Origin of the sequence: Rhizobium anhuiense (assembly GCF_003985145.1) — a bacterium.
In the GTDB taxonomy this organism is placed as follows: domain Bacteria; phylum Pseudomonadota; class Alphaproteobacteria; order Rhizobiales; family Rhizobiaceae; genus Rhizobium; species Rhizobium anhuiense.
Map to the genome: position 1 here is coordinate 873,920 of NZ_ML133521.1, position 18,905 is coordinate 892,824.

Here is an 18,905-nt window from a genome sequence, read left to right on the forward strand (position 1 = left end):
TCTTGCTTCATCCCGCGCTGTCGAGCTCGGGATAGTGCCGAAAAATCCCTTCCTCGTTGAAGGCGAGGCGACGGGGGGAGGCGAGATAGCGGGCGATATTCGGACGCTTTGCCACCGCGTCGTGCAGCGCCAGCAGGCCGGGGTAATCAGCCTTGCGGCTCGCCATGGCTTTCGGGAAGGCATAGGTGAGGCCCTCGATCACCTGGAAGAGCGAGAGGTCGACATAGGTCAGCGTATCGCCGACCATATGGCCCGAGCCTTTTGGGTTCTGCCGCAGCACACGCTCGAAATAGCTGAGGAATTTCGGAATGCGCTCGCGGATGAAGGCGGCTGAGCGGGCTTTGGCTTCCGGCTTCTGGTCCTCGTAGTAGAGCGACGTGTCGATCGGGTGATGCGTATCGTGCACTTCGGCGACGAAATCGGTGACGGTCAGCTGCAGGCCGTTGACGACATGGCGAAGGCCTTCGTCCTCGGGCGCGAGGCCGAGCTTCGGGCCGAGGTAAAACAGGATGTTGGCGACATGCGGGATAATGAGGTCGCCATCCTTCAGGAAGGGCGGCGCGAAGGGAATATACGCTTCGCTTTGGCTCTCCATGATCTCGAACATGGCGCCGGTCCCGCGCCGCCCGCGGCCGGATTGGCGGGTGATGTCGATATAGTCGGCGCCGGCTTCCTCCAGCGCCAACCGCACAAATTCGCCGCGGCCTTGAATGCCGTGCCAGTAATAAAGCTCGTATGCCATGACTGCTCAATCCTTCGGTTGGCGACCGAAGTCTTTTCGCAATTCGTCCTTGGCTTTTTCAAGGGTGCCGCGCCGCTTTTTCGTCAGGTGGTCGCCGGCACGGTTGATGTAGAAGGTCAGCATCGACATGGCCGCGCGGAAGGGGCTAGCCTTGCGGCGATCGCTCTTCTCGGCGGAGCGCTTGACGGAGCGGGCAATCTTCTTCGGATCGTCCGATTTGAACACGCCTTCCTTCAGGTCCATCGCATCGCTGTGTTCGGTGACGTCCTGCGACCATTTCTTCTGCGCTTTGGCCATAGCGAAAATCCTTTACCAGGTGCGGGTGCAGGATGCAGGCAGCGGCAAGCCACCGCTCATCCTGTCCCTCATTAGTGGGGGCTGTGATGTTCATTGCGCTTGCGTGTCGCAGCGGCCTTCTTCGCAGAAGCGGACCGCTCCTCCTTCGAGCGTGCGGCGGATGCCGCGCCGCCGATGCGGCCGCCCTTTTCGGAGGATTCATGCGTATCCTTCTTGCCGCGGCCGGAACCGGATTTGTTGCCGCCGCCGCTTTCCTTGTTGACGGTTGCCCAGGCACGCCGTTCGGCCTCCTTATCGGAGACGCCGCGCTCCTCGTAGCTCTCCTCAATATGCTCGGCCTTGCGCTTCTGCTTGTCGGTATAGTCGGATTTATCACCTCTCGGCATCTCAACCTCCTCTGGTTTTGCCCTGCTGGTTTTCAAAGGAATTGAACCGGTACGGAGCCCAAAAGTTCCGGCGCCCGCCATGGTCTGCAACGGCCGGTTTCGGGAACAAAAGCCGATTTTATCAGGTTTCCGATGGGAAAAGCCTGGACACAGGCCCGCACAAAGAAGGAGCCGAGAACATGGAAAAACACATCGTCAAAGCCGATGGAAACGGCGCGATCGACGTGAACGGCCAGGTATCGCCGGTCACCTATACCGTCAGTCTCAAGCAAGGGAAGGGGCATTCGTACGAGGTCGACATCCGCTTGATGGCGCCGCGTGACTGGCTGGTGCAGCGAGGTTTCGAGCGGGATGCCGTGCTGGTCAGCCAGAGCGGCGCGCGCATTCCCATTTATCACAATGGCAATCATCACGGCAACGGCCGTCTCGACCTTGCCGACACGATCTCGATCGAACTGACGGCGCGCGACGACAGCTGCACCAGCGAGGTGGATCGGATGCGCAAATATCCCGAGTTCAACGGCACCGGGTAAATAATCAGCAAAGGGCGTCGTCGGCTAGCCGACGGGCCGCTGCTGGACGGCGGTCTTGACCGCCCGCTCGAGCGCGGTGCTGCTGAAAGGTTTCGCCAGCAGCACCGAGCCGGAGAAGCGGTTTGCAATCGGCAAGCTGCTATTGCCGGTGGCAAACACCAGGCCGACCGACGGAAAGGCCTCGCGCGCCCTGGCGGCGAAGACCAGGCCCGACATGCCGGGCAGGCCGATATCGGCGACGATGATGTCGACGATGGTGTGTCCGAGGATGTCCACGCCCCGTTCGCCACTATCGGCCTCGATGACCTCATAGCCGAGATCCTGCAGGATCTCGGCCGTGTCCATGCGGATGAAGGCGTCGTCTTCCACGAGCAGCAACTTCAGCTTTTCAGCTGCGATCTCGGGATGTTTGGCAACAGGCACCGCGGCATCTGCCGCCCCCTGGCGGTGTTGCGGCCGGTTGGCAAGCACGTGGCGGATCTTGCGGGCGAGTTCCTCGCGCGTATAGGGCTTGGAGAGCAGTTCGAGACCGGGATCGAGCCTGCCGCCATGGACGATCGAATTTTCGGTGTAGCCCGATGTATAGAGCACGGCGATATCAGGCAGACGCTCGCGCGCCATACGCGCCAGCTCCGGGCTCCTCAATGGGCCGGGCATGACGACATCGGTAAAGAGCAGGTCGATATGGGCGCCGCTTTCGATAACGGTGAGCGCGCTTTGTGCATCCTTGGCCTTCAGCACGTGATAGCCGAGATCCGACAGCATTTCGATGACGGTGGCGCGAACGCCCTCGTCATCCTCGGCGACGAGGATGGTTTCCGTGCCTCCGGTTGCCGGCACGGCGTCGGTGGTGGTGACGCGATCTTCGCTCTGGAGCGAGCGGGGCAGGTAGAGCTTGAGGGTCGTGCCTTCGCCGATCTCGCTGTAGATCTTCACATGGCCGCCGGATTGCTTGGCGAAGCCATAGACCATCGACAGGCCGAGACCGGTGCCTTTGCCTTCCGGTTTCGTCGAGAAGAAGGGCTCGAAGGCCTGCTGCATGATCTCTTGCGTCATGCCGGAGCCGGTATCGGTGACGGCGAGCACGACATATTGGCCGGCGGTGACTTCGGGATGGATGCGGCTGTAGGAATCGTCGAGGAAGGCGTTGCCGACCTCGATCGTCAACTTACCGGCGCCGTCCATTGCGTCCCGGGAGTTGATCGCAAGGTTGAGCAATGCGTTCTCGATCTGGATCGGATCGGCGAAGGTGTTCCAGAGGCCGCCGGAGACCATGGTCTCGACTTCGATCTCCTCGCCGAGCGCGCGGCGCAACATGTCGTCCATGCCGGTGACGAGCCGGCCGATATTGACGACCTTCGGTTCCAGCGGTTGGCGGCGGCCGAAGGCGAGCAGCTGGCTTGCCAGCCGCGAGCCGCGTTCGACGGCGGCGAGCGCGTTGGAAATGCGTTCCTTGGCCCGGCCGTTCTCGGCCACGTCCTTGCCAAGAAGCTGCAGATTGCCGGAGATCACCTGCAGCAGATTGTTGAAGTCATGGGCAACGCCGCCGGTGAGCTTGCCGATCGATTCCATCTTCTGCGACTGCTGGAGTGCGGCTTCGGCCTGCTGGCGCTCGGCGATCTCGGCGGCGACGCGGACCTCGAGCATTTCATTGAGTTTGCGCAGCTGATCTTCCATGTCGCGGCGCTGGTCGATTTCGACTTTGGCGGCACGGAAGAGCCGGATATTGTCGATCGCGACGGCTGATTGGCCGGCCAGGCTGACGAGGCTTGCCTCGGCCGCCTGGGAAAAACGGCCGGGCTGGCCGTGGCCGAAGAACAAGCCGCCGATGACGCTGCCGTCACGTGATTTCACCGGCACGGCGAGATAGCTCCTGACCGGCAGATGTCCCTTCGGCATGCCCGCATGCGGCGCATTCTGCCCGTAGCGCGGGTCGAGCAGGATGTCGTCGGAGCGCACGATGCCTTCGCCTTCGAAGGTCGGCGCGAAGACCTTGGTATTGCGCGGCATCGGGAATTTCTCGAAGTTCTTCCGGTCGACACCGGAGAGGGCATAGAGCATGTAGCTGCCGCCCTCGCCATCGTCGACATTGTAGAAGAAGGCGCCGAATTCCGCGCCGGTCAGCGTCACGCCGGCGTCGACGACGATCTGGGTGAGGCGTTCGACACTGGGCTCGGCGGTAATCGCTGCACCCGCCTGGTTGACGACCGCAAGCGCCTCCGATTTGGCACGCAGCTCTTCCAGCGCCATCTCTTCGCCGCGCTTGGCCGCCACCTGGTCGGTGACATCAAGCGCCGCACAGAGGATGCCGGCGACCGTGCCGTCATCGTCGCGCAGCGGCGTGTAGGAGAAGGTGAACCAGGTGTCCTCGGTGCGTCCGTCCCGGCGCATCGGGATGAGCAGCTCCTTGAAGAGCTGCGAACCGCCTTCCAGCGTGCTGGCGACGATCGGGGCGAACTGTTCCCAGATATCCGCCCAGACTTCGCGGAAGGGCCTCCCAAGTGCATCGGGATGCCGCTCCGGGAAAACCGGCACATAGGCGTCATTGTAGAGAAAGGCGAGGTCCGGACCCCAGGCGACGAATTTGGGCTGGCGGGAATTCAGCACCATTTCGGCGATATGTTTGAGAGAAGCAGGCCAGCTTTCGACCGAACCGAGACCGACGGCGTGGAAGGTTGGATGCCGCAACAATTCGCCGATTTCGCCGCCGCCTCTCGGCCAGCCGTTCCCGACGCTTCCCATTCAAAATCGTTTCCTTGTCATCCGCTGCGCCGGAGTGATTGGCCACCTCGGGGTTCAGCCTGCCAAACCCTCAACATAGAGGCTTGCGATAGGAGGGAAAGGGCGCGGTCGAAATATCCTTAACCCAGAGCTTCGTACGTCCTTTCGGACGCGCAAAGGGCGATACGCCAAGGCGTTCAACAGTGGAAGCGGTCTGCGGACATGGCCTGCAAGCGGTTATTTTCGGTAGAGTTTTTGCGATGCAGCGAAGGCGCGGCCGATATAGACGGAGACCAGTTGCACCGGCGCGCGCGGATCACGGAAAACCAGTCCGACGAGATTGTCGACGACGAGGATGAAACCCAGCGCGACACCGAGATAGAGCAGCGCGGCGATGACGAGGAGCGACATCTCCATCCCTCACACGGTCGCGGTAAAAGCGCGGGTGGCGGCCGCCAAGAGCGGGACGGAAAGGATTTCGATATGGCCGTTATTCATGGCAACTTCCCCAGTCCCGCCATAAACAGCCATTCTATGTTGTTGTTCCCGATTATCGGGGCCAGCGCTCAATTTTCTTGAAAGCCTCAAAGCTTGCAGCGTCATCCGGCCTCTGTTCACCCCCGCATGGAAGCCACCTTTAAAATTCGATAAAGCACAACTAATTCAGGCATATGACAAAAGGGGTCGAAGGGCGTCGTGACGACGCCCTTTTCTAATCGACATGTTCGGTATTCCAGTGGTCAGGACGCCGTCTTGCGGCTCGCAGTCCGCTTTGGTGCCGGTGTCACGACGCCGTTCGTCTTGCTGCCCGCCACCGTGCGCTTCGCTTTGGGCTTGACTTCCTTGCCGTCGGAAGACGCCGCAGAACCCTCGAGCGCTTCGCGCTCGTAGCGTGCCTGTTCCCAATGGATGGAATCTCGCCCTGTCGGATAACCCTCTTCTTCCCAGAGGGCATATGCACGTTTCTTGATCCACTCGTCTCGAGTTTCTGCCATCGCTGATCTCCAGTCACATGATGCCGTCGTTCGAACGCGATACTGCTGAGATGGTTCCAGAGGAGGGGAACTCTTTCAAGCGAAATCGCTCTGCACGCTGGAATATTTCGCGTTGCAGCATATTAGGGTTGAGAATCGGCCTTCACGAGGACTGAAACTCCACCGCCTTGTGCAGATCTGACACGAAATCCAGGTGCTGCCGGCGCTGGTCCGCCTCGTCGCGGATGCGCAACAGATAGGAAGGGTGGATGGTGACCAGAACGGGCCGACGGTTTGTCGGCTGCAGAATATGGCCGCGCTGCGGTGTCAGCTTCACCTTCGGCCCGAGCAGCGCATAAGGCGCGCTTGCGCCGAGCGTCACGACGAGCTTCGGCTGCAGGATGTTGATCTCTGCGCCGAGCCACCATGCGCAACGCCTGATCTCGCCGGCATTCGGTTTTGCATGCAGCCGCCGCTTGCCGCGCGGCGTGAACTTGAAGTGCCTGACGGCATTGGTGACATAGCAGCGCCGGCGGTCGAGACCGGCCTCATCGAGACAGCGATCGAGCAGCCGGCCGGCGGGACCGACAAAGGGCTTGCCGGTCAGATCCTCCTGATCGCCCGGCTGCTCGCCGACCAGGACGATCTCGGCTTTGCCGGGGCCTTCGCCGAAGACGATTTGCGTGGCATTCCTGTAGAGGTCACAACGCGTGCAGCCTTCGGTCTGATGCTGGAGTTCGGCAATGCTTGTCGCCTCCGCGACTTCGAGCGTCAGGGCGGGACCGACGTTTGCAACTATGTTCATGATGGCGATCCTCATCTCGACGAGATCAATCGATCTGTGCCGGGGTTGTTCCCGTTCGGGAATGGGCAGCGGGCTTTCGAAATCTGCTGACCCATTCCGCGACTTTCGCGATCGGTTCCCGGCCGGCAAACGATCACGGCGAAAAATTTCGCGTCATGGGAGAGCCGCCCTGCGATTGAACGTCGCCGTTTCGCGGCTATATTTGCCAGCGATGTTCTATCTCCTGTCGACCTACTGGCCGCATATCCTCTTTGTCGTTTCGATCGCCATGGGGGCCGCGGCGGCGATCCATGCCGCCATGACCAAGGAGGAAGTGCGCGCCGCGATCGGCTGGGTCGGCGTCATCATCCTGTCTCCGATCATCGGTGCGCTACTCTACGCGATTGCCGGCATCAACCGCATCCGCCGCAAATCGCTGAGCATCCGCCGCGACGCGCTGCTGCTTGCGGCCGAATTCGATGAGCTGGAGACATTCGATGCCGAGGCCGAGACGGTGATCAGCCAGTTCGGGCGCCGCTTCGCGGCGCTTCAGAGGCTCGGCGACCGGGTGACGCGCAATCCGCTGACCTCCGGCAATACGATCGACATGCTGGAGACCGGTGACGAGGCCTATGCGGCGATGAAGACCAGCATCGACGAGGCGACGCGCAGCATCCTGCTCGAAACCTATATCTTCGACCGCGACGTGATCGGCCTTCGCATCGCCGACGCGCTGATTGCAGCGGTCAGGCGCGGCGTGGAGGTCCGGGTGCTGATCGACGCGGTCGGTGCGCGGTATTCGGTGCCGAGCATTCTCGGCCATCTCCGCGAGGGCGGCGTCACCGTCGCCGTCTTCAACGGCAACGTCATCATGGGTTTGCGGCTGCCCTATGCCAATCTGCGCACCCACCGCAAGATCCTGATCGTCGACGGGAAAATTGCGCTGACCGGCGGGATGAACATCCGGGCGGGTTTCAGCGAGGAGGCGACGGGAGAGAGCTTCGCTCACGATACGCATTTCAGCGTCACCGGCCCTGTTGTCGCCGACCTTTTCGACCTCGCCGCCGAAGACTGGCGCTTCTCGACTCAGGAGCTGTTGAACGACGAACCCTGGCGCATCGAACCGCCAGAGCGCAGTCCCGGCGATCCCATCCTGATGCGCGTCGTCGCCTCCGGCCCGGACCGCAGCGTCGAGACCAACCACAAGATGCTGACCGGCGCATTTTCCGTGGCGCGCCAGTCGATCCGCATCATGTCGCCCTATTTCCTGCCGGACCGCGAACTCATCAGCGCGCTGGTGACGGCGGCGCGGCGCGGCGTCGAAGTCGATATCATCGTGCCTGCGGTCAACAATCTCGTGCTGGTCGACCGGGCGATGACGGCGCAATTCGATCAGATCCTCAAGAATTATTGCCGAATCTGGCGCTCGACCGGCAGCTTCAGCCATTCGAAGCTGCTGACGATCGACGGCACCTGGGCCTATGTCGGCTCTTCCAATCTCGACCCGCGCTCGCTGCGGCTGAATTTCGAGGTCGATCTCGAAGTGCTGAACGAAGGCTTCGCCGCCGAGGTCGATGAGCATATCGAGGAAACCTTGAAATCGGCGACGCTGGTGACGCTTGAGGGGCTGCAGGCGCGGCCCTTTGCGGTGCGGCTGCTCGAAAAGGTGCTCTGGCTGGGCTCGCCCTATCTCTAATGCATGTCGCTCAAAACTGTGCGGCGGTTTTGGGAGGACGACCTGCATAAAACCAAAATCTGGCGCGTCGCATGAATTATCGTCGACGCAACGCGCCTTTTTTGTCATCGGACATGGCAAGTTCCGCTCGGCCGCCTATACTGCGGAGTGAGTAGCCTTTTGATCAACGGAACAAGTGCGCCTGCCGATGCACGCCAGAAAAGATAGCCTTCCCGCCAGCATTCTCGCCTCGATCAGGAGCAGGAAAAAGCGGCTCGACGCAGCCCAGACGGAGGCAAGGCCGCGCAGTGCGGGAACGCTGATCGCCTCCTATAACGTGCATAAATGCGTCGGGACCGACCGGCGCTTCGATCCGGAGCGCACCAGCCGGGTGATCCATGAAATCGGCGCCGACGTGATCGCGCTGCAGGAGGCCGATACGCGCTTCGGCGAGCGCACCGGCCTTCTCGATCTCGGCCGGCTGGAGCGGGAGACGGGACTGATCCCGGTGCCGGTTGCCGGCATGGCCAAGGCGCATGGCTGGCACGGCAATGTCGTGCTCTTCAAGAAGGGGCTGGTGCACGACGTGCACCAGGTCAAACTGCCGGGGCTGGAGCCGCGCGGTGCCCTCGTTGCCGAAATCGAGCTGGAGCAGGGCGGGGTGCTGCGCATCATCGCCGCGCATTTCGGCCTGCTGCGTCATAACAGAGCCCAGCAGGCCCGCACACTGGTCGAGCTTATCAATGACAGGCACGAAATGCCGACCATCCTGCTCGGCGACCTCAACGAATGGCGACTGGGCGACCGCTCGTCGCTCAACACCTTCCAATCCGCCTTCGGAGAGCTGCCGCCGGCCGTACCGAGCTTTCCCGCCGGTCTGCCGCTTCTGGCGCTCGACCGCATCATCGCCAACCGCAAGGGGATTATTTCAGAGGTGGAAGCGCATGATACGCCGCTGGCGCGCATCGCCTCCGACCACCTGCCGATCAAGGCGCTGATCGATCTGGAGCCGGTGGGCGGTTAAAAACGCCATCGACTGAGACGTCATCGGAGCGGCTCGATGGATCGCCGAGTGCTCTCACTTCGGGCGGAACATCCGCGTGAGACGGCGAAACCGCTGAGCCCACAATTGCGGATCGATCTTTTCCGATGAGGATGGTGCGGTCAATCGCGCAATGCGAGGCAAGAGAAACGCAGCCCAATCGTCAAGATCGCGTTTGCTGAAATAAGGCAGCCAGACGTCGGAGGGGGCCTCCCATTGTCGTGGATTTGCTCGAGCCAGATCGCCGAGCTTGACCAATATCATTTGGCCGTTGTCTCCGACGACTTCGATCTCCGGGTCGGGATCGGGCCTGGGAAGACGCGCGATGATGCTTTCTTCCAGAGCTTTTCCAATTCTTCGATCCGCCTCGTCGAGGCGGCCAAGTATTCTTGTGTCTCCGGCTGGGCCGGAGCCCTCTGTCATGTTGATCGTAAATTTGGCGCCCATAATGCTGTTCGAATATTGGGATACCTGCAGCCAGCAAACCCTTCCGTCCCGGGCAAAGCTGCACCTGCCCGCGTTCTCGGATTCCCAGCCGAACTCCCGAAATCTCGGAGCCAGCAGCGAGCGCATATGTCGGTGAAAATCTCTGCTTTTCAGGTAGTCGCGCATGCCTCTGTCCCAGGGGTATGCCTCGCGCTGGAGCATCTCACGGCATGCTCGAAGGCACAACGGACGCTTGTGTCGTCGCAAGCGTCTGTCAGCACGCGTATCTGAAAATATTCAGAACCGAAAGGGATGGCGTCTGCGATTTTCGATCGGCCGCGGCTGGGAGGTCGCTGGGTCAGGTCCCGGATCGGCGGCCTGAAGACGGCTGATGTTGGCGAAGACGCATTTGTTGCGAGCTGGCGCCGGCCGGTCGATGTCAGCCGGCGCCGTATGTCCTGTCGTGCAATTGGCGCTAGAGAGCGCCTGCCGCCTGCAGCAGCTTGCGATCGAGATCGACTGCCACGCGGGACTCGTTGTCGAGAACCATGGTCGCCGGCTTGTCGGTTGTGTAGGCCGGCCAGTCGGGCAGACCATCGGCGCTCGGCTTGCCGTTGCGGGCGAAATTCACCCAGGCCTGGCTCACCTTCCTGGACAGCGCGAGGGCGTCGCTGCCACCGCCGGTCGACGTCTTGACCAGGGCGGCGTTGGCAAACACGTAGGGCAGTTCCGCACAATGCCAGGCCATGGCAATCCCATCGAGGACTGGTGACTCGTAGGCGAACATGTAGGAGTAGACCGGAGCCCCGTTCTGCTTCGCCTTCAGGTCGAGATCACGGATGGTGCCCGGCCGGAAGCGCAGATCCAGGAAATAGGCGTCGGCGATCCTCTTTTCGGGGTAGGCGGCCATGAATGCCTTGCCGACCGCCTCGGCCTTATCGGCGAAGCGCTCCTTCAGCTTGGCCTCAGACTTCGCACCGTCCCAGCCGTTCTTATTGTCGGCAAGCAGCTCGCCCGCCTTGTGAGTGATGACCGTCTCGAATTCATTGAGGGTGTTGCCGACCATCAGCGGAATGTCCTTGGCCTGATCGACCCACTCTGTTCCGACAGGATTCGCTGGAATGTAGTCGCCGTCCTGAACGGGCGCATAGCGGGCGTCCTTCGCGCCCTGGGCGGTCGCGTCCTTGATGGCCTTGTCGGCGGCGGCAAGGAGATCGTAGTAGTCGACGTCGGCAAGCTTGTCGATTTCCTCAGCCTTCAGACCGAGGTTGGCGAGCGTCAGTTCGGCCACCTTCCGCGAGGACGCCTGATCGACGACCGAATCGGTCCGCGAGCCGCTCTGGACGATCGCCTTCTGAAAGAGGCCCTTCGCCGAAGGCGTCCCCATCAGGGCGCGCACCTTGTAGCCGCCGCCGGACTGGCCGAAAATCGTCACATTGCCGGGATCGCCGCCAAAGGCTTCGGCGTTGTCGTGGACCCATTTCAGCGCAGCGACGAGATCGGTGATGCTGGCATTGCCCGACCGTTTGTACTTCTCGCCATAGGCGGAAAGATCGAGGAAGCCGAGCGCGTTGAGCCGGTGGTTGAGGGTGACGACGACAACATCGCCGTCCTTGCTCAGATTGTGGCCGTCATACGAGGTCAGCTCGATACCGGAGCCGTTGGTGAATCCGCCTCCATGAATCCAGACCATGACCGGCCGCTTTTTGCCGTCCTTGATCGCTGGCGTCCAGATGTTCAGGAACTGGCAGGCTTCGCTCATCGGCAGATAGCGGTGCGGATTGAAGAGTTCGTCGCCCGCCACTTCCTTCATTCGGGGGATGAAGCAGTTCTCGCCGTAGGTGACAGCCGGACGGATGCCTTTCCAGGGCGCCACCTCTTCGGCCGGCATGAAGCGGTCGGCACGTGCATAGGGGACGCCGAGATAACTGTAGATTCCATCATCGAGTGCGCCGACGAGATTGCCCTTGTTGGTTTCGACGACCGTCTTGCTCTGCGAGGCAACAAACTCTTCGGCGAGAGCCGGCGCGCCGCCAATGGGAGCTGTCATCGCCGACAGCGCAAACAGCACAGCATAACGAGGTAACAATATGCTTTTCATCAACTTTTCCTCTTGTCGTTGATTTCGATTTTTCAAAAGCCCGACGGCCGCCGTCCCCGGCCGTCGGTGACTAACTAGGTCAGAGCGGACGATTGTCAGGGCCATGTCAGATGGTTGTTGAAGAGGGATCACACGGGAGAGTTGGACAGTTCTTCTTTGCCGAAAATCACTGCTTGACGTCTTTCGCTCTTTGAGAAATGCTAAGATGTCAGACCAATTTCACGCGCTGACTGCCTGATAAGAAAATGGGGAACCATGAAGGCAAATCGTAGCGACAGGCCGGTGATCCGGCCGCTTCCGGTCATGGACCGCGCGCGTCAGGTGACTGATGCGCTGGCGGATTATGTCGAGGAGGCACGGTTGCAGGCGGGTGACCGTCTGCCGGCCGAGCGGGAGCTGATGGCAGCCCTTGCCGTCGGCCGTTCGACCATTCGCGAGGCGATCCGCCATTTCCAGGCGCTCGGCGTCATCGAGACGCGCAAGGGCAGCGGCACCTATCTGTTGAAGCCGGTTTCCCGGGCGACGATCCATATGCCGCTGTCGTTCGACGCGGTGCATCTGCGCGACGCGCTGCTGCAGACGCTGGAGGTCCGCCGCGGCATCGAATGCGAGGCGGGCATGGTCGCGGCGCGGCGGCGCACAGCAAGGGATCTCGTCGTTATCGAGGAAAAGCTCGATGAAATGGAGCGGGTGCATTTGGAGAAAGGCACCTCCGGGCCGGAGGATCTGGCCTTCCACCTCGCCGTTTACGACGCCACCCACAATCCGCTGTTTCGCCAGCTGCTCGAGCAGATGCGCGAGACCTTCGAGCGCTTCTGGGAACATCCGTTCGACCGGCAGGATTTTGCCCGCCGGTCCTTTCCCTTTCACCGCACGCTTTTCAACGCGATCGCTGCCGGGGATCCCGAGGCGGCGCGTCTGGAAACATTGAAAATTCTCGACATCGTCGAAGAAGACATCAAGGAAATGTCCAAATGAGCAACGGCGCAGAACCGTTCGACCTTGCCTCCCTCATTACGGCGCACGACGAAGGCAATTTCGCCGAAGCCGTCGTGCCGCCGATTTTCCAGACCTCGCTTTTCACCTTTGCCGATTATGACGAGATGATCGCCTCCTATCGCGGCGAGAAGGTGCGGCCGATCTATACGCGCGGGCTGAATCCGACGGTGCGCGCTTTCGAGGAAATGCTGGCCAAGCTCGAAGGAGCGGAAGATGCGCTGGGTTTTGCCAGCGGCATGGCGGCGATCTCGTCGGCGGTGCTGAGCTTCGTCGAGCCGGGCGACCGCATCGTCGCCGTCAAGCATGTCTATCCCGATGCCTTCCGTCTGTTCGGCACCATCCTGAAGCGGATGAAGATCGAGGTGACCTATGTCGACGGCCGCGACGAGGAAGCCGTCGCCAGGGCGCTGCCCGGCGCCAAGGTCCTGTATCTGGAAAGCCCGACGAGTTGGGTGATGGAGGCGCATGATGTCGGCGCGCTTGCCGCGCTCGCCAGGCAACACGGCGTCGTCTCGATGATCGATAACAGCTGGGCGAGCCCGTTCTTCCAGCGGCCGCTGACGCTCGGCGTCGATCTGGTCATCCATTCGGCTTCCAAATATCTCGGCGGCCACAGCGATGTGGTGGCGGGCGTCATCGCCGGCTCGAAGGCGATGATTGCGCGCGTCAAGGCCGAGGCCTATCCTTATCTCGGCGGCAAGCTTTCGCCGTTCGACGCCTGGCTATTGATCCGCGGCCTGCGCACGCTGCCGCTGCGCATGAAGGCCCACGAGGCATCGGCGCTTGAAATCGCCAGGCGCCTGCAGAAGCTCGATGTGGTGGAGACGGTCTGCCATCCCGGGCTCGCCAACCGTCTGCCCGCCGGCCTCAACGGCACCTCGGGCCTGTTTTCGTTCATCTTCCGCGAAGGCGTCGATATCCGCGCCTTCGCCGATCACCTCAAGCTCTTCAAACTGGGTGTGAGCTGGGGTGGACATGAAAGCCTGATCGTACCGGGCGAGGTGGTGCTTCAGCAGAAGGCACAGCCGAATTCCGCACATGCCTTCGGCATCCATGCGCGATCCGTACGCCTCCATGTCGGCCTCGAAGGAACCGAGGCTCTGTGGAGGGACATCGAGGAGGCGCTCGCCGCCGCCTCATTATCCTGAAACCTGAGAGAAACCTAACAAGGGGGAACTGAGCCATGAAAAAAGTAATAATCTCAACGCTCTTTGCTTCGATGATGGCGGGCACGGCCTTTGCCGATACGACGCTGAAGCTTGTCGAAGTCATCACCAGCCCGGAGCGCACCGAAACGCTGAAATCGATCGTCGGCAAGTTCGAAGCCGCCAATCCCGGCACGAAGGTCGACATCATCTCGCTGCCCTGGAACGAAGCGTTCCAGAAGTTCGCGACCATGGTATCGGCCGGCGACGTGCCCGATGTGATGGAGATGCCCGATACCTGGCTGTCGCTCTATGCCAATAACGGCATGCTCGAGAGCCTGGAGCCTTACCTCGAAAAGTGGGAGCACACCAAGGAACTGACGCCGCGCGCGCTCGAACTCGGCCGCGACGTCAAGAACACCGCCTATATGCTGCCCTACGGCTTCTATCTCAGGGCGATGTTCTACAACAAGAAGCTGCTTTCGGAAGCCGGTGTGGCCGCGCCGCCGAAGACGCTGGAAGAGTTCACCGCCGCTTCGGAAAAGGTCTCCAAACTCTCCGGCAAATACGGCTACTGCATGCGCGGCGGACCGGGCGGTCTCAACGGCTGGATGATCTTCGCCGCCACCATGGCTGGTTCGAACAAGTACTTCAACGACGACGGCACCTCGACGATGAACAGCCCCGGCTGGGCAAAGGGCATCGAATGGATGGTCGATCTCTACAAGAAGGGCTATGCGCCGAAGGATAGCGTCAACTGGGGCTTCAACGAAGTCGTCGCCGGTTTCTATTCCGGCACCTGCGCGTTCCTCGATCAGGATCCGGATGCGCTGATCGCCATTGCCGAACGCATGAAAAAAGAAGATTTCGGCGTCATGCCGCTGCCGAAGGGTCCCGACGGCAAGTCCTTCCCGACGATCGGCTATGGCGGCTGGTCGATGTTTTCGACCAGCGGCAACAAGGATCTCTCCTGGAAGCTGATCGCCACCCTCGAAGGGCCGGAAGGCAATATCGAGTGGAACAAGCGCATCGGCGCCCTGCCGGCCTATACGGCGGCCGAGAAGGATCCCTTCTATGCCGGTGACCAGTTCAAGGGCTGGTTCGAGGAACTGGCGGACCCGAACACGGTACCCACAGTCATGCCGACCTACCTCGAGGAATTCGCCTTCTTCAAGGATTCGCTGGCGATCAAGACCTCGCAGCAGGCCTTGCTCGGCGATATCTCCGCGAAGGATCTGGCCGATCAGTGGGCGGACTACCTCACCAAGGCGCAGCAGAAGTTCCTCGCTAAGAAGTAAGCGACGGACCGACGGCGGCGGCTGCAGAACAGACCGTCGCCGCTTCTTTTTATGACGCAGACGGCGCATGAACGCCGCGAACGGGAACCCTTGGCTGATGACCATTTCCGCCGATACGCTCGACATGCGTCGCGACCGCAGGCCATGGCTGCGTCGCGTTGCCGATGCTTCGGAGCCCTATCTCTACAGCGCGCCGTCGCTGATCCTGATTATCGCGGTGATGCTGGTGCCGCTGACGGTCGGCATTTCCTATGCCTTCCGCGATATCCAGCTGCTCAATCCGTTTTCCGGTGGCTTCGTCGGGCTCGATCATTTCCGTGAGCTTGCCGGGGATGCCGCCTTCTACGGGGCGTTGCGGAATACGCTCTGGTGGACCGGCGCCTCCGTCGTCCTGCAGTTCGTCTTCGGGCTGATCCTGGCGCTGCTGCTCGACAAGCCGTTTAAGGGCAGGGCAATTGCGCAGGCGTTGGTTTTCCTGCCCTGGGCCGTGCCGTCCTTCCTCGCCGGCCTCAACTGGGCCTGGCTGTTCAATCCGGTCATCGGGCCGATCCCGCACTGGCTCTTCGCCCTTGGGCTGATGCATGAGCCGGGCAATATCCTCTCCGATCCCAATTATGCGATGTGGGGGCCGATCGCCGCCAACGTCTGGTGGGGCATTCCCTTCTTCGCCATCACGCTGCTTGCCGCCCTGCAGGCGATCCCGCGCGATCTCTATGAGGCGGCGTCGATCGACGGCGCCGGCTGGTTCCAGCGCTTCCGCTCGATCACCCTGCCGTTTCTGGCGCCGACGATCGCCATCACCGTGCTGCTGCGCACCGTCTGGATTTCCAATTTCGCCGATCTCATCGTCGTCATGACCAATGGCGGGCCGGCGGATCGCACACAGATCGTCGCCAGCTACATCTTCACCACGGCCTTCCGGCGGCTCGATTTCGGTTATGCCTCGGCGATCGCGCTGGTGCTGCTCGTGCTGCTGCTTGCCTATTCGATGCTGATCATCCTGCTTCGGCAGACGCTGCTGAACAAGGATTGAGATGATGAGACGATCCGTCATTCCGACCATCGCACACCGCCTGGCGATCCTCTGCTACATCGCCTTCGCGCTCTTTCCATTGTTCTGGCTGCTCAAGGTTTCGGTGACGCCGAACGACCTGCTCTATACCGAAGGTGTGCGCATGTGGCCGTCGCGCACGACATGGGATCACTATGCCTTCGTGCTGGAGCACAGCGCCTTTCCGACCTTCTTCAAGAACAGCCTGATCGTCTCGACCGCGACGGCGGTGACCGTGACGATCTGCGCCTCGCTGTCCGGCTACGCGCTGTCGCGCTTCAATTTCCGGGCAAAATACTGGATCGTCGCCCTGATGCTGCTGACCCAGATGTTCCCGCTGGTCATGCTGGTGGCGCCGATCTTCAAGATCCTGTCGCCCTTGCATCTGACCAACAGTCTGACCGGGCTCGTCATCGTCTACACTGCCTTCAACGTGCCTTTCGCCACCTTCCTGATGCAGTCCTTCTTCGACGGCATTCCGAGAGATCTCGAAGAGGCGGCGATGATCGACGGGGCGACGCAGTTCACGGCGTTTCGTCAGATCATCCTGCCGCTGACGCTGCCGGGCATCGCCGCCACGCTCGGCTTCGTCTTCACCGCCGCCTGGAGCGAACTGCTCTTCGCGCTGATGCTGATCAACGGCAATGACGCGGCGACCTTCCCCGTCGGCCTGCTCACCTTCGTTTCGAAATTCTCGGTGGATTTCGGGCAGATGATGGCGGCGGGCATCATGGCGCTCATTCCGGCCGGCCTCTTCTTCCTGCTCATCCAGCGCTATCTCGTCCAGGGCCTGACGGCCGGCGCGGTCAAGGGTTAAACAAAATGGCATCGATCGATATCCGGAATATCCGCAAAGCCTATGGCCACGTGCAGGTGCTGCACGGCGTCGAGCTCGAAATCCAGGATGGCGAATTCGTCGTGCTCGTCGGCCCGTCCGGCTGCGGCAAGTCCACGCTGCTGCGCATGATCGCCGGGCTGGAGGATGTCACATCAGGCGAGATCCGCATCGCCGGCACCAGGGTCAACGAGCTGCATCCCAAGGATCGCGACATCGCCATGGTGTTCCAGTCCTATGCGCTTTATCCGCATATGAACGTCGCCGGCAATATGAGCTATAGCCTCAAGCTCCGGAAGGTGGCGAAGGAGAAAATCACCAGCGCGGTGGCCGCGGCCGCCGCCAAGCTCGGCCTCGATCCGCTGCTCGAACGAAGGCCGAAGGCGCTTTCCGGCGGTCAGCGCCAGCGTGTCGCCATGGGCCGCGCGATCGTGCGTCAGCCGAAGGCTTTCCTGTTCGACGAACCGCTGTCCAATCTCGATGCCCGCCTGCGCGAACAGATGCGCGCCGAGATCAAGAAACTGCATGGCGACCTGAAGGCAACCTCGATCTACGTGACCCACGACCAGATCGAGGCAATGACCCTGGCGGACCGGATCGTCGCCATGCATGGCGGGGTGGTCCAGCAGGTTGGCAGTCCGCTCGAACTCTACGACCGCCCCGCCAATCTCTTCGTTGCTGGCTTCATCGGTTCGCCGGGGATGAACTTCCTCGAGGCCACCTATGATGCCGGCGGCGTGAGGCTGAAGGACGGCACGATCGTGCCGCTTGCAAAGCCTTTGCCGCTTGCCGACGGGGCAAAGGTGACGCTCGGCATCCGGCCGGAGCATGTAGTGATGAGCAACGGCGGCGCGGGCCTTGCCACGGATGTGGAACTCGTCGAACCCACAGGCTTCGGCATCATCCTGCACCTTTCCCTGCATGGCCTGCCGTTCAAGATCTTCACGCTGAACCGCGAAGCGCTGAAGGCCGGCCCGAAGGTCAACGTCGCCTTCCCGGCGCAATATCTGCATGTGTTCGACGACGAGGGAAAACGCGTCGATTGAAAGGTTAAGGCCGGTAGCCCGATGCTGTCGGTTTCGGCATACTGTCTCCGGCAGAGATGGGAGGCACGATATGCTCGTCGCGCAGATATCCGATATCCATGCCAGGCCGGACCTTTCGTCGCTCCAGACGCTGGAGCGAGCAATCGGCTGGCTGAGGATGTTCCGCCCGGATGCGCTTGTTGTCACCGGAGATCTGGTGGACGACGGATGGCGGCAAGGCTATCGCCTGGTCGCCGAATGCCTGCGGTCGCTGGACTGCCCTGTCCACCTGTTGCCGGGCAACGGTGACGATGTGCGATTGATGCGGTCCGAACTTGCCGCCGTTGGCACGTGGATCAACGCGACCGGCCCGATGCACTTCCGGACAGCCGTCGATGGCCTGACTCTCTTCGGGGTCGATCTGACCGTCGCCGGTCAGAGCTACGGCGACGTCCTGCCGCATCTGCCGTGGCTGATGAGCGTGTTTGCCGACGTGACGATGCCCTCCCTTCTGTTCATGCATCAGCCGCCATTTAGGATTGGCATCGAGGCGCTGGACCAGGTCGGATGCAGGAACGGCAGTGCGCTTCTCGGCTGCCTCGAGACGATGCGCAAGCTGCCGCTAGCGATTCTCTGCGGCCATGTCCACCGCCCCGCGTTTGGTCTTTTGGGATCGATCCCTGTCCAGACCTGCGGCTCCCTCTGCCCGCCCAATCCGCTTCTGCTGGAAGGCCGGCCCGATCTTTCGGTGATCGACGCTCCGTCCTTTCTCATGCATGAGGTCAGCGACGGCAGGTTGGTTTCGCACGTGGTCTCGGTTCCGGCATCCGACATGGGCGTATGAAAGGATTGCATGGTCATTCCTCACGTG

20 protein-coding genes are annotated in these 18,905 nt (G+C 61.6%); 10 read left to right on the top strand and 10 right to left on the bottom strand.

Annotated elements, in window-relative coordinates; translation table 11 throughout:
* Window positions 1–7: 7 nt before the first annotated feature.
* The 3 genes from EEQ99_RS04265 to EEQ99_RS04275 all read right to left on the bottom strand — a co-directional run bounded on the left by EEQ99_RS04265 (window position 8) and on the right by EEQ99_RS04275 (window position 1,425).
* Window positions 8–742 carry a glutathione S-transferase gene (locus tag EEQ99_RS04265; protein ID WP_127430050.1) on the bottom strand — a complete coding sequence of 245 codons (735 nt, stop codon included), beginning with the start codon at window positions 740–742 and terminating at the stop codon, window positions 8–10.
* 6 nt (window positions 743–748) lie between these two features.
* Window positions 749–1,039, bottom strand: coding sequence for a DUF3175 domain-containing protein (locus EEQ99_RS04270; protein ID WP_063476017.1), 291 nt, complete (start codon window positions 1,037–1,039; stop codon window positions 749–751).
* A 71-nt stretch (window positions 1,040–1,110) separates the two neighbouring features.
* Entirely contained in the window at window positions 1,111–1,425 is a 315-nt protein-coding gene (locus EEQ99_RS04275; protein ID WP_047612885.1) for a hypothetical protein, read from the bottom strand.
* A gap of 179 nt (window positions 1,426–1,604) precedes the next feature.
* Between EEQ99_RS04275 and EEQ99_RS04280 the strand changes: the two genes are divergently transcribed.
* A complete protein-coding gene (locus tag EEQ99_RS04280) occupies window positions 1,605–1,958 on the top strand; it encodes a hypothetical protein (protein WP_127430051.1) in 354 nt (117 codons plus the stop codon).
* 24 nt (window positions 1,959–1,982) lie between these two features.
* Here the strand turns inward: EEQ99_RS04280 and EEQ99_RS04285 are convergent, their stop codons facing one another.
* From EEQ99_RS04285 to EEQ99_RS04300, 5 genes are all read right to left on the bottom strand, one after another.
* Complete coding sequence (locus EEQ99_RS04285; RefSeq protein ID WP_127430052.1) at window positions 1,983–4,700, bottom strand: hybrid sensor histidine kinase/response regulator; 2,718 nt, start codon at window positions 4,698–4,700, stop codon at window positions 1,983–1,985.
* A 216-nt stretch (window positions 4,701–4,916) separates the two neighbouring features.
* Window positions 4,917–5,090, bottom strand: a complete 174-nt coding sequence (locus tag EEQ99_RS34455) for a hypothetical protein (protein ID WP_164735898.1) — start codon at window positions 5,088–5,090, stop codon at window positions 4,917–4,919.
* 9 nt (window positions 5,091–5,099) lie between these two features.
* Complete coding sequence (locus EEQ99_RS04290; protein WP_082008792.1) at window positions 5,100–5,282, bottom strand: hypothetical protein; 183 nt, start codon at window positions 5,280–5,282, stop codon at window positions 5,100–5,102.
* Between the two features lie 137 nt (window positions 5,283–5,419).
* Complete coding sequence (locus EEQ99_RS04295) at window positions 5,420–5,674, bottom strand: DUF2934 domain-containing protein (RefSeq protein WP_047612891.1); 255 nt, start codon at window positions 5,672–5,674, stop codon at window positions 5,420–5,422.
* Window positions 5,675–5,816: 142 nt separating this feature from the next.
* Window positions 5,817–6,458, bottom strand: coding sequence for a UdgX family uracil-DNA binding protein (locus EEQ99_RS04300; protein WP_047613465.1), 642 nt, complete (start codon window positions 6,456–6,458; stop codon window positions 5,817–5,819).
* A 211-nt stretch (window positions 6,459–6,669) separates the two neighbouring features.
* On the opposite strand from EEQ99_RS04300, the gene EEQ99_RS04305 reads away from it, so the two are divergent.
* Entirely contained in the window at window positions 6,670–8,133 is a 1,464-nt protein-coding gene (locus tag EEQ99_RS04305) for a phospholipase D-like domain-containing protein (RefSeq protein WP_047613468.1), read from the top strand.
* A gap of 187 nt (window positions 8,134–8,320) precedes the next feature.
* On the top strand, window positions 8,321–9,136 hold the full coding sequence (locus tag EEQ99_RS04310; protein WP_047612893.1) for an endonuclease/exonuclease/phosphatase family protein: 816 nt from the start codon (window positions 8,321–8,323) through the stop codon (window positions 9,134–9,136).
* A gap of 54 nt (window positions 9,137–9,190) precedes the next feature.
* Here EEQ99_RS04310 and EEQ99_RS04315 read toward each other — a convergent pair whose 3' ends face one another.
* Both EEQ99_RS04315 and EEQ99_RS04320 read right to left on the bottom strand, forming a co-directional pair.
* Window positions 9,191–9,766 (bottom strand): hypothetical protein, encoded by a 576-nt coding sequence (locus EEQ99_RS04315; protein ID WP_127430053.1) that lies wholly within the window; start codon window positions 9,764–9,766, stop codon window positions 9,191–9,193.
* 289 nt (window positions 9,767–10,055) lie between these two features.
* Window positions 10,056–11,681, bottom strand: a complete 1,626-nt coding sequence (locus EEQ99_RS04320) for a carboxylesterase/lipase family protein (protein WP_127430054.1) — start codon at window positions 11,679–11,681, stop codon at window positions 10,056–10,058.
* Between the two features lie 255 nt (window positions 11,682–11,936).
* On the opposite strand from EEQ99_RS04320, the gene EEQ99_RS04325 reads away from it, so the two are divergent.
* The 7 genes from EEQ99_RS04325 (at window position 11,937) to EEQ99_RS04355 (ending at window position 18,878) form a co-directional block, all read left to right on the top strand.
* A complete protein-coding gene (locus EEQ99_RS04325) occupies window positions 11,937–12,659 on the top strand; it encodes a FadR/GntR family transcriptional regulator (RefSeq protein ID WP_047612905.1) in 723 nt (240 codons plus the stop codon).
* Window positions 12,656–13,828: a PLP-dependent transferase gene (locus EEQ99_RS04330; protein WP_097622717.1), complete on the top strand. Its 1,173-nt coding sequence runs from the start codon at window positions 12,656–12,658 to the stop codon at window positions 13,826–13,828. Before EEQ99_RS04325 ends, EEQ99_RS04330 begins: the two co-directional genes overlap by 4 nt.
* A 35-nt stretch (window positions 13,829–13,863) precedes the next feature.
* Window positions 13,864–15,123: an ABC transporter substrate-binding protein gene (locus EEQ99_RS04335; protein WP_097622718.1), complete on the top strand. Its 1,260-nt coding sequence runs from the start codon at window positions 13,864–13,866 to the stop codon at window positions 15,121–15,123.
* Window positions 15,124–15,220: 97 nt separating this feature from the next.
* On the top strand, window positions 15,221–16,156 hold the full coding sequence (locus EEQ99_RS04340; RefSeq protein ID WP_047612914.1) for a carbohydrate ABC transporter permease: 936 nt from the start codon (window positions 15,221–15,223) through the stop codon (window positions 16,154–16,156).
* A 4-nt stretch (window positions 16,157–16,160) separates the two neighbouring features.
* Complete coding sequence (locus EEQ99_RS04345) at window positions 16,161–16,991, top strand: carbohydrate ABC transporter permease (RefSeq protein ID WP_047613474.1); 831 nt, start codon at window positions 16,161–16,163, stop codon at window positions 16,989–16,991.
* 5 nt (window positions 16,992–16,996) lie between these two features.
* Complete coding sequence (locus EEQ99_RS04350; RefSeq protein ID WP_047612917.1) at window positions 16,997–18,055, top strand: ABC transporter ATP-binding protein; 1,059 nt, start codon at window positions 16,997–16,999, stop codon at window positions 18,053–18,055.
* A 70-nt stretch (window positions 18,056–18,125) separates the two neighbouring features.
* Window positions 18,126–18,878 carry a metallophosphoesterase gene (locus EEQ99_RS04355; RefSeq protein WP_097622719.1) on the top strand — a complete coding sequence of 251 codons (753 nt, stop codon included), beginning with the start codon at window positions 18,126–18,128 and terminating at the stop codon, window positions 18,876–18,878.
* Window positions 18,879–18,905 lie beyond the last annotated feature (27 nt).

Excerpts from the sequence above, each read along its gene's own strand:
- EEQ99_RS04265 (WP_127430050.1), bottom strand. The coding sequence starts at position 742 with ATGGCATACGAGCTTTATTACTGGCACGGCATTCAAGGCCGCGGCGAA.
- EEQ99_RS04270 (WP_063476017.1), bottom strand. The coding sequence starts at position 1,039 with ATGGCCAAAGCGCAGAAGAAATGGTCGCAGGACGTCACCGAACACAGC.
- EEQ99_RS04275 (WP_047612885.1), bottom strand. The coding sequence starts at position 1,425 with ATGCCGAGAGGTGATAAATCCGACTATACCGACAAGCAGAAGCGCAAG.
- EEQ99_RS04280 (WP_127430051.1), top strand. The coding sequence starts at position 1,605 with ATGGAAAAACACATCGTCAAAGCCGATGGAAACGGCGCGATCGACGTG.
- EEQ99_RS04285 (WP_127430052.1), bottom strand. The coding sequence starts at position 4,700 with ATGGGAAGCGTCGGGAACGGCTGGCCGAGAGGCGGCGGCGAAATCGGC.
- EEQ99_RS34455 (WP_164735898.1), bottom strand. The coding sequence starts at position 5,090 with ATGTCGCTCCTCGTCATCGCCGCGCTGCTCTATCTCGGTGTCGCGCTG.
- EEQ99_RS04290 (WP_082008792.1), bottom strand. The coding sequence starts at position 5,282 with ATGACGCTGCAAGCTTTGAGGCTTTCAAGAAAATTGAGCGCTGGCCCC.
- EEQ99_RS04295 (WP_047612891.1), bottom strand. The coding sequence starts at position 5,674 with ATGGCAGAAACTCGAGACGAGTGGATCAAGAAACGTGCATATGCCCTC.
- EEQ99_RS04300 (WP_047613465.1), bottom strand. The coding sequence starts at position 6,458 with ATGAACATAGTTGCAAACGTCGGTCCCGCCCTGACGCTCGAAGTCGCG.
- EEQ99_RS04305 (WP_047613468.1), top strand. The coding sequence starts at position 6,670 with ATGTTCTATCTCCTGTCGACCTACTGGCCGCATATCCTCTTTGTCGTT.
- EEQ99_RS04310 (WP_047612893.1), top strand. The coding sequence starts at position 8,321 with ATGCACGCCAGAAAAGATAGCCTTCCCGCCAGCATTCTCGCCTCGATC.
- EEQ99_RS04315 (WP_127430053.1), bottom strand. The coding sequence starts at position 9,766 with ATGCGCGACTACCTGAAAAGCAGAGATTTTCACCGACATATGCGCTCG.
- EEQ99_RS04320 (WP_127430054.1), bottom strand. The coding sequence starts at position 11,681 with ATGAAAAGCATATTGTTACCTCGTTATGCTGTGCTGTTTGCGCTGTCG.
- EEQ99_RS04325 (WP_047612905.1), top strand. The coding sequence starts at position 11,937 with ATGAAGGCAAATCGTAGCGACAGGCCGGTGATCCGGCCGCTTCCGGTC.
- EEQ99_RS04330 (WP_097622717.1), top strand. The coding sequence starts at position 12,656 with ATGAGCAACGGCGCAGAACCGTTCGACCTTGCCTCCCTCATTACGGCG.
- EEQ99_RS04335 (WP_097622718.1), top strand. The coding sequence starts at position 13,864 with ATGAAAAAAGTAATAATCTCAACGCTCTTTGCTTCGATGATGGCGGGC.
- EEQ99_RS04340 (WP_047612914.1), top strand. The coding sequence starts at position 15,221 with ATGACCATTTCCGCCGATACGCTCGACATGCGTCGCGACCGCAGGCCA.
- EEQ99_RS04345 (WP_047613474.1), top strand. The coding sequence starts at position 16,161 with ATGAGACGATCCGTCATTCCGACCATCGCACACCGCCTGGCGATCCTC.
- EEQ99_RS04350 (WP_047612917.1), top strand. The coding sequence starts at position 16,997 with ATGGCATCGATCGATATCCGGAATATCCGCAAAGCCTATGGCCACGTG.
- EEQ99_RS04355 (WP_097622719.1), top strand. The coding sequence starts at position 18,126 with ATGCTCGTCGCGCAGATATCCGATATCCATGCCAGGCCGGACCTTTCG.